The 8,436-nt window shown below is 46.1% G+C and carries 8 protein-coding genes; 2 read left to right on the top strand and 6 right to left on the bottom strand.

What is annotated here, in order from left to right:
- Positions 1-64: 64 nt before the first annotated feature.
- The 6 genes from IBX48_RS03255 to IBX48_RS03230 form a co-directional block, all read right to left on the bottom strand.
- Positions 65-1,282: a cysteine desulfurase gene (locus IBX48_RS03255; RefSeq protein WP_296830679.1), complete on the bottom strand. Its 1,218-nt coding sequence runs from the start codon at positions 1,280-1,282 to the stop codon at positions 65-67.
- Positions 1,283-1,364: 82 nt separating this feature from the next.
- Entirely contained in the window at positions 1,365-2,696 is a 1,332-nt protein-coding gene (gene sufD / locus IBX48_RS03250) for a Fe-S cluster assembly protein SufD (protein ID WP_296830677.1), read from the bottom strand.
- Positions 2,662-3,420, bottom strand: coding sequence for a Fe-S cluster assembly ATPase SufC (gene sufC, locus IBX48_RS03245; protein ID WP_296830674.1), 759 nt, complete (start codon positions 3,418-3,420; stop codon positions 2,662-2,664). The genes sufD and sufC overlap by 35 nt, the downstream gene beginning before the upstream one ends.
- A gap of 97 nt (positions 3,421-3,517) precedes the next feature.
- Positions 3,518-5,008: a Fe-S cluster assembly protein SufB gene (gene sufB, locus IBX48_RS03240; RefSeq protein ID WP_296830671.1), complete on the bottom strand. Its 1,491-nt coding sequence runs from the start codon at positions 5,006-5,008 to the stop codon at positions 3,518-3,520.
- A gap of 57 nt (positions 5,009-5,065) precedes the next feature.
- Positions 5,066-5,755, bottom strand: coding sequence for a hypothetical protein (locus tag IBX48_RS03235; protein ID WP_296830669.1), 690 nt, complete (start codon positions 5,753-5,755; stop codon positions 5,066-5,068).
- Positions 5,743-6,678: a zinc ABC transporter substrate-binding protein gene (locus tag IBX48_RS03230; RefSeq protein ID WP_296830667.1), complete on the bottom strand. Its 936-nt coding sequence runs from the start codon at positions 6,676-6,678 to the stop codon at positions 5,743-5,745. Before IBX48_RS03230 ends, IBX48_RS03235 begins: the two co-directional genes overlap by 13 nt.
- A 30-nt stretch (positions 6,679-6,708) precedes the next feature.
- Here IBX48_RS03230 and IBX48_RS03225 point away from each other — a divergent pair, with 30 nt between their 5' ends.
- Together IBX48_RS03225 and IBX48_RS03220 are read left to right on the top strand one after the other, a co-directional pair.
- Entirely contained in the window at positions 6,709-7,470 is a 762-nt protein-coding gene (locus IBX48_RS03225) for a metal ABC transporter ATP-binding protein (protein WP_296830665.1), read from the top strand.
- Between the two features lie 5 nt (positions 7,471-7,475).
- Positions 7,476-8,264 carry a metal ABC transporter permease gene (locus IBX48_RS03220; RefSeq protein WP_296830662.1) on the top strand — a complete coding sequence of 263 codons (789 nt, stop codon included), beginning with the start codon at positions 7,476-7,478 and terminating at the stop codon, positions 8,262-8,264.
- The last annotated feature ends 172 nt before the right edge of the window (positions 8,265-8,436 follow it).

Below are 8,436 nucleotides of genomic sequence, written 5' to 3'. Positions count from 1 at the left end.
AGAATAAGTGACCTTTAAGTCCCGCAGAATCAACCAGGGGTTAATCGAGATGCCCAGTTGATGATTAGCGTAACATATCCAGCGCTTCATTCACAGAATCTACTAAACGATCAACATCTTCACAGGTGTTATAAACACCAAACGAAGCACGCACGGTGGCCGGCACATCAAACTTTTGCATCACTGGCATTGCACAGTGATGACTGGCTCTCACCGCGACCCCATCTTGATCCAGCAAGGTCGCTAAATCATGTGGGTGTGCGCCTTCTATAACAAACGAGACCACCGCTCCTTTATTTTTCGCGGTACCTATAATACGCAAGCCATCAATCTCAGTTAAACGCTGGGTGGCGTATTTCAGCAAATCGTTTTCAATGCTCGCAATTTGTTTAAATCCTAACGTCTGAATAAACTCGATAGCGGCACCCAAGCCAATTACCCCGGCAATATTGGGTGTGCCGGCTTCAAACTTATAGGGCAGCTCGTTGTATTCGGTTTTATCAAAGGTGACCGAATAAATCATGTCGCCACCACCTTGATACGGTGGCATGGCTTCTAATAAATCCTGCTTGGCAACCAAACCGCCAATACCAGTTGGTCCATACATTTTGTGACCCGAAAACACAAAGAAGTCGCAGTCTAACGCCTGAACATCCACCGCCATATGCGAAATGGATTGCGCTCCATCCACCAAAACTTTTATATCCGTTTTGCGTGCCAGTTTTACAATTTGCTCAATTGGATTAATCGTACCCAGCGCATTCGACATTTGGGTAACCGCAATCAACTTGGTGCGTGGATTAATCAATTTAGCCAAATCATCCAAACTTAACTCGCCTTGCGCATTAATTGGCCATTTAACCACCTTAATATCCAGTTGATCACGCAGCATTTGCCAAGGCACGAGGTTTGAATGATGCTCCATTTCAGACACAATCACTTCATCACCCGCCACCAAATTAGCGCGCCCCCAACTTTGCGCAACTAAATTAATCGCTTCGGTCGCCCCTCTGACAAAAATCACTTCTTTATAAGAACGCGCATTAAGTAAACTCCGAACCTGCTCTCTTACCGCTTCAAAAGCTTCGGTGCCGCGTTCACTTAAACCATATACGCCACGATGCACATTGGCATTTTGTTCGCGATAGTAACGATTAACGGCTTCAATAACTTTTATGGGTTTTTGACTAGTAGAAGCGTTATCCAAATAGACCAAAGGATGGCCTTTTTCAAATAAAGATAAGATTGGAAATTGTGCTTTTAGCGCGGCCTGATCAAACATATTCACCTTTGAAAATTGTTAGCTCACCCAAGACTATTTTCATGGAAGAAAGCTTGAGTGATAAAGACGGATCGATAGGGTTTTAAGCGTTTAGCTTATGCATTAGTTTTTCGGCTAACCAATGACGCACCGGCGTTAAACTAATCGACTCAAGCGGCTCAAGCAAAAAGGCTTGCGTGACTAAACGGCGTGCGTCATCGGCATTGATCCCACGAGCGCGCAGATAAAATATCTGCTCATCACTGATTTGACCGGAAGCTGAACCGTGTGAACATTTCACATCGTCGGCATATATTTCGAGCTGTGGCTTACTATCTACCTTGGCTTTATCGGATAACAACAGATTTTTATTATCCATCTGACCGTCGGTTTTTTGTGCTTCGCGCGCCACCTTTATCATGCCGTTAAATACACCCACTGCATGATCATCTAACACCAACTTATGCAACTGACGGCTTTTGCCCCACCAGGCCTGGTGCTCAGTATGGGTACGTGTATCCATAATTTGCTGCCCATTCGCAAAGCAAGCACTGCTTTGTTCGGATTCAATATGCTCTTCAGTCATACGCAACACATTTTGATGACGCGAAAGACTCGAACCCAAACCAATATAATGAGTGCGGAACATTGAGTTTTTAGCTTGATCGACGAACTGCAGTCCAAAATACACAGACGATGAATTAAGCGCCTGCAATACCACTTGGTTTAACAGGGCGTTTTCGGCCACATTAATTTCGGTCACCACATTATCAAACGCATTTAGTTCATTGTTCAAGCTAACGTGTTGCTGCAATAAGGTTAACTGCGCGCCGTGTGCTAGGGTGACACGGTTACGAATTGTATTGGCATGCTCATTCTGAGTTTGCACATAGGTACATAAAATGGGGCGCTCAACAACACAATGCGGTTCAAGCTGAATCACCACGCCGTCATCAAACAGCATCGAATTTAAAGTGCCAAAGGCTTCTTTTTCAATGCCCATTTCATGCGATAAAAACGCGGTATAACCTTGCTTAAAGTCCAGTGCATCTTTAACTGACTCAATGCTCAAACCATCCGGCAACTCACTCAAATCATCTGAAAAACGTTCACTAAAATAACCGTCCACAAACACCAAATGCATCACATCAAACGGTGGTAAAAACGGCTTAATATCAACGTCACTGACATGCGCCACACCGGTACGGTGATAATGGGTTTGTAAAAACGCATTTAGCGGTGTGTATTTCCAGTCTTCGTCGCGACGTGTCGGAAAACCTTGCTCGGCAAAGTGTTGGCTGGCTTGTTGCCGAAACGCGACCAAAGCCACATCCGACTCAGACGCGATTAACGCCTCAACCTGCTGCTGATAAAAGCTCATCGCGTTTTGCGCGACCGGACTATGCTTCTTGATAGGCTTGGATAAGGTGGTCATACCCCTTCTCCTCTAATTCTTGTGCTAATTCAAAACCGCCCGACTTAATGATTTGGCCGTCATACAATACGTGCACGTGATCGGGTTTAATGTAATCCAACAAACGTTGATAGTGGGTGACAATTAGAAAGCTGCGATCGGGTGAGCGCAAAGCATTGACCCCTTCTGCCACGATGCGCAAAGCATCAATGTCTAACCCCGAGTCGGTTTCATCCATAATGCAAAGTTTAGGCTCTAACATCGCCATCTGAAAAATGTCGTTACGTTTCTTTTCGCCGCCCGAAAAGCCAACATTCACTGAACGCTCCAACATAACCGGCGACATTTCGAGTTTTTTCATTTGTTCGGCCGCGACCTGTTCAAAGTCAAACATATCTAATGGCGGCTGGCCTCGTGCATTACGCACCGCGTTCAGAGCCGTCTGCATAAACAGCTTATTGGATACACCTGGAATTTCGACCGGGTATTGAAACGCCAGAAACACGCCTCTACGTGCTCGCGCTTCGGCATCCATTTCCAGCAAATCTTCACCGTCGTATTGAACGCTTCCCTCAGTTACTTCATACTCTTCGCGGCCAGCCAAAACGCTCGACAAGGTACTTTTGCCTGAGCCGTTTGGCCCCATAATCGCATGGACTTCACCTGGGTTCAGTTGCAAATTTATGCCCTTCAAAATCGATTTTTCTTCGACCTGGGCGTGTAGATTATTAATGTTTAATAACATAGTCTTCGTCTTTGCTTTTGCGTTAAAAATTGGATTGTATTTGCTCAGCCGGTTGGTTTAAATAGATACAAAACCAACTTGCTGAACCGAATTAAACTTAACCGACCGAGCCTTCCAAGCTTATTGCCAACAGCTCTTCCGCTTCTTGTGCGAATTCGAGCGGCAGCTCTTTAAACACTTCTTTACAGAAACCGTTTACGATCATGGAAATCGCATCTTGTTCACTAATGCCGCGCTGTTGACAATAAAACAACTGGTCTTCACCAATGCGCGAGGTGGTGGCTTCGTGTTCAACCTGAGCGGTTGGATTTTCCACCTCAATATAAGGGAAGGTATGTGCGCCACATTGATCACCAATTAACATCGAATCGCACTGGGTAAAGTTACGCGCGCCTTCGGCTGACGGTAGAATTTTAACCAAACCACGATAGGTGTTATCACTGCGCCCAGCCGACAAGCCTTTGGAAATAATCGTACTGCTGGTGTTTTTACCGATATGGATCATTTTAGTCCCGGTGTCGGCTTGTTGGCGACGGTTGGTTAAGGCTACCGAATAAAACTCTCCAATTGAGTTATCACCTTTTAAGATACAGCTTGGATACTTCCAAGTAATCGCCGAACCGGTTTCCGCTTGGGTCCAAGACAGTTTTGAATTTTTGCCTTCGCAAATTCCACGCTTGGTTACAAAGTTCAGAATCCCGCCTTGGCAATCATCGTCACCCGGATACCAGTTTTGCACGGTGGAATATTTCACTTCGGCGTCTTCATGCACAATCACCTCAACCACCGCGGCATGCAACTGATAGGTATCACGTACCGGTGCCGAACAACCTTCCAGATAACTCACATAACTGCCTTTATCAGCAATCAAAATGGTGCGCTCGAACTGGCCGGTTTTGGCTTCGTTGATACGGAAATAAGTCGATAAATCAATCGGGCAACGCACCCCCGGTGGCACATACACAAATGTCCCATCCGACGCGACCGCTGAATTTAAGGCGGCGAAGAAGTTATCGTGATGCGGCACTACCGTACCAATATACTGCTGAACTAGTTCAGGATAATCATGCACGGCTTCCGAGAAGGAGCAAAAAATAATGCCTAATTTAGCCAAGTCATCACGCTTGGTGGTCGAAATCGACACCGAGTCAAAAATTGCATCCACCGCAATATTGGCTTCACCATCATCATTGATCGGCACCCCTAGTGAAGCGAAAGCTTTCGCTACTTCTGGGTCAATCTGATTGGCTTGAGTATGATCTTTGCCGTCCAATGCTTTATCACAGGATTCAGAACAACTACCGCATTCGGGGGCGGAATAATAGCTGTAATCCTGATAATCAATCGGCTCGTACTCGGCTTTCGCCCAATGCGGCTCAATCATCGTCTGCCAATGTTTAAAAGCCTTGAGACGGAAATCTAACATCCACTGTGGCTCGTGCTTTTTCGCCGAAATCGCACGTACGACGGATTCATTCAAACCCTTCGCAAAGGTTTCCACTGCTGTTGTAGTAAAAAAACCTTCTTTGTAGTGCTGGTTTTTTTGCAAAATATCATTAATTTCTTGGTATTGAGTGGTCTGCGTCATCGAAAATTCACTTGTTAAAACAATTCTTACCATTTTAGTTGGTTATTCAGAAAAAGTCTAGCCTGCAGGCGCATGACAAGCATCTAACCAAGCGGTTATATCGTTCTCATTTAAACCTCGCCCCACAATACGAATCTGCCCTATTGGGATGGACTCTTTATCAGCACCAAACGTATCCCATCTAAACCGTGTGCCTTCGAGTGCGACTGGATTAACATACTCCTGCGTGTTCAGGACAGCCTGCACACGCCAAAAATCAACCGCCAGATTTTGTTTGGCACTGTCCAGCACAAACATTAAATGCTCGAGTACCACTTTAGGCAGCGAAAACTCAAAACTTTGCAACTCAGGCCAACCTGGATTAAGCGCCGCTTTGGGCGCGGCTAGCAAAGCTTTAATCCGCGCACCTGACAAGCTTTCATATAAACTGGTTGCATAGGGTTTTTGAGGCGCCATCTGTTTTAACTGCTCTAACCACCAGGCCTGCTGGTCGAGGGTTACCTCCTGCCAAAACATTAATACAATCGCATCGCCCGCGTTCATCAACTGAGTAAGTTCAGCTTTATCTTCAATCGGGCTGCGAGCATCAATCACCACCCAACCCTGCTCATCATCTCGCACATCAAACACCAGGCCTGGTGCTTCTCTTAAGTTTAAAGCTTGATTAGCCTGCAAGCCATTTAGCAAACGAGTTTTACCCGCCCCCGGCCAACCCAATAAACAAACACAAGGGGTTACTGGAAGCATGCGGTGAAATCACTCACTAGCCGATCATAAAACGCCTCGTAAGGTTGAACTTTACCATCAAAACCGAGCGGATCAAGCGTGCCGATTGACACCTCCAAGCCTTGCAAAACTGGCGCTAAACGCGACTCTGGAAACTGTGGTTCTTTAAAAATACACTTAACTTTTTGGCCTCGAATCAATTCACGTAAATCTTGCACCGCACGCATACTAGGCGGTACCTCCGGGTTCACATGAATGGTGCCTAAGGCTTGCAAACCAAAACTCTGTTCAAAATATTGATAGGCATCATGCATCACCACAAAACGCTGGGCTTGATAAGGTTCCATTTTTAACCACCAGGCCTGGTGAGCTTCATTTAAGCTGTCTAACGTGGCCTGCTCACGCGCCACAATCGCGCCTTGCCGTAAAGGCTGCAAGGCTTGAAGCTGCTGACTAAACTCTTGAATTAAAAGGCGCGCGTTTTGATAACTTAACCAAATGTGCCCATCGGTTCGGATATCCTCAAGCGGTTTCGCTTCATCCTCAGCATGACCATGATCGTGCTCATGTGCATGATCGTGATCCAAATCTTGCCAAATCCCACCATCGCGTTTGGGTAAAAGCACCAGGCCTGGTTGTTGGCGCATCACCACTTGGCTACCATCATAATTACGCAGCGCACGCAGCAGCCAAGCATCGATTCCGGTGCCGACCGACACTACAATATCAGCGTTTTGAATTTGGCGCATATGGCTGGGCTTGAGCTGAAAACCATGCGGAGACGCCCCCGGGCTGAGCAAAACATGCAACTCATCATCTTCATCCAATAACGGCATCACCATCGCGGCTAAGGGCGGAATCGACACCACCACATTTAAAGCCTGAACTTGATTCGCTACCAATAAACTCAGGCTTAATATAAAAATCCGTATCGCGCTTCGCATTTGCTTGCGTCTCCCTGTAAAATAGCCATTATGAACCAGACCCAACCCAGCGCCTCGGCCGACACACCATCTAATTTATTGATTAGTGCACACCAGATTCAACACCGTTTTGGTGACAATCGTGTGTTGCACGATATTGATTTTCAAATTAAACGCAATCAAATCATTACCCTAATTGGACCGAACGGCGCGGGTAAATCCACCCTGGTTAAAATTCTGCTGAAGATTCTTAAGCCTACCCAAGGCCAGGTCGTGCATCACCAAAACTTGGTGATTGGCTTTATGCCGCAAAAAATCCAAATTGATCCGACCCTGCCTTTAACCGTTAAACGTTTTTTACAACTGGGCTTAAAAAAGGCAGAACATAATACCACACAGATCGAAACCATCGCACAAGAACTCCAGGTCGAAAGCCACTTAAACCAAGCGGTGCAGTCCTTATCGGGCGGTGAAATGCAGCGGGTTTTATTGGCACGTGCGCTAATTCGTAACCCAGATTTATTGGTGCTGGACGAACCGGTGCAAGGCATTGATTTACAAAGCCAAAGTCAAATATACCAGCTTATTCATGAGCAACAACAAAAACGCCAATGCGGTGTATTAATGATCAGCCACGATCTGCATTTGGTGATGAAACACACCGATGAAGTCATTTGCTTAAACCAGCACGTGTGCTGTTCAGGTACGGTTCAAAGCTTGCGCGACCACCCAAGCTTTATCGCGCAATTTGGTACAGATTTGCCCGAGCACGCACTTTATCAACATCACCACGACCACTGTAAACACGGATAATTTTTATGACGCTAGACCCCTTTATGCTTTATGCGCTTAGCGCCGGGTTGTTGGCGGCTTGGTTAGCCGCGCCGCTGGGCGTATTTGTAGTCTGGCAACGTCAAGCTTACTTCGGTGAAACCCTCGCGCACTCGGCTTTATTAGGGATCGGCTTGGGGCTGATTTTACAAATCCATTTAACCCTCGCGATTCTCATCACCTCGTTTATTATTGTGATTAGTCTGCATCAACTGCGCCAAAGTGCCTTGTTAGCCACCGATACTTTACTAGGTATTCTGGCGCACGGTAGTCTAGCGCTAGGCTTGGTGGTGATTAGTTTACAAGGCAATATTCAGCTCGATATTATGGGGTATTTATTTGGCGATATTCTGAGTGTGCATCGCGAGGACCTATATTGGATGCTCGGTTTGGGGGTGCTGTTATTTGTGTTTTTTTACCGCAACTGGCACGACCTGCTTAACCTCACCCTCAACACCGAACTCGCGCAAGTTGAAGGTGTAAAAGTCAAAGCCCTACAATTGCAAATGACCCTATTGCTCGCATTGGTGATTGCGGTCGCCATGAAAATTGTGGGCATTTTACTCATCACCTCACTGCTGATTTTACCCGCCGCCACCGCTCGCCGTTTAGCCAATACGCCCGAACAAATGTTGGGTTACACCTTTTTCACCGCCAGCTTTAGTGTCGCAACCGGCTTAATCTTATCTTACTATCTAGATTTACCATCCGGCCCTGCCATTGTCGTGAGCGCTATGACACTCTTCCTTATCTTGCTCCTAAAACCCAAAAAATAACAACCACCAGGCCTGGTGGTTAAAACCCTTCGTTAATCATGTTTCTTGCGACTACAGCTATAGTAAACTCCACAAATAACAAGGAAAAAACCAGTAACTAACTGCACCTCACCGATATAATGTCCCCCTATTCAAATTGCTAATTAGAATAGGTTCAGAGCTAAAATCTTTT

It is taken from the genome of Thiomicrospira sp. (assembly GCF_014859555.1).
Classification (GTDB): Bacteria; Pseudomonadota; Gammaproteobacteria; order Thiomicrospirales; family Thiomicrospiraceae; genus Thiomicrospira.
Note: the sequence above shows the minus strand (reverse complement) of the source record. Positions and strands in the feature narration are given on the sequence as shown.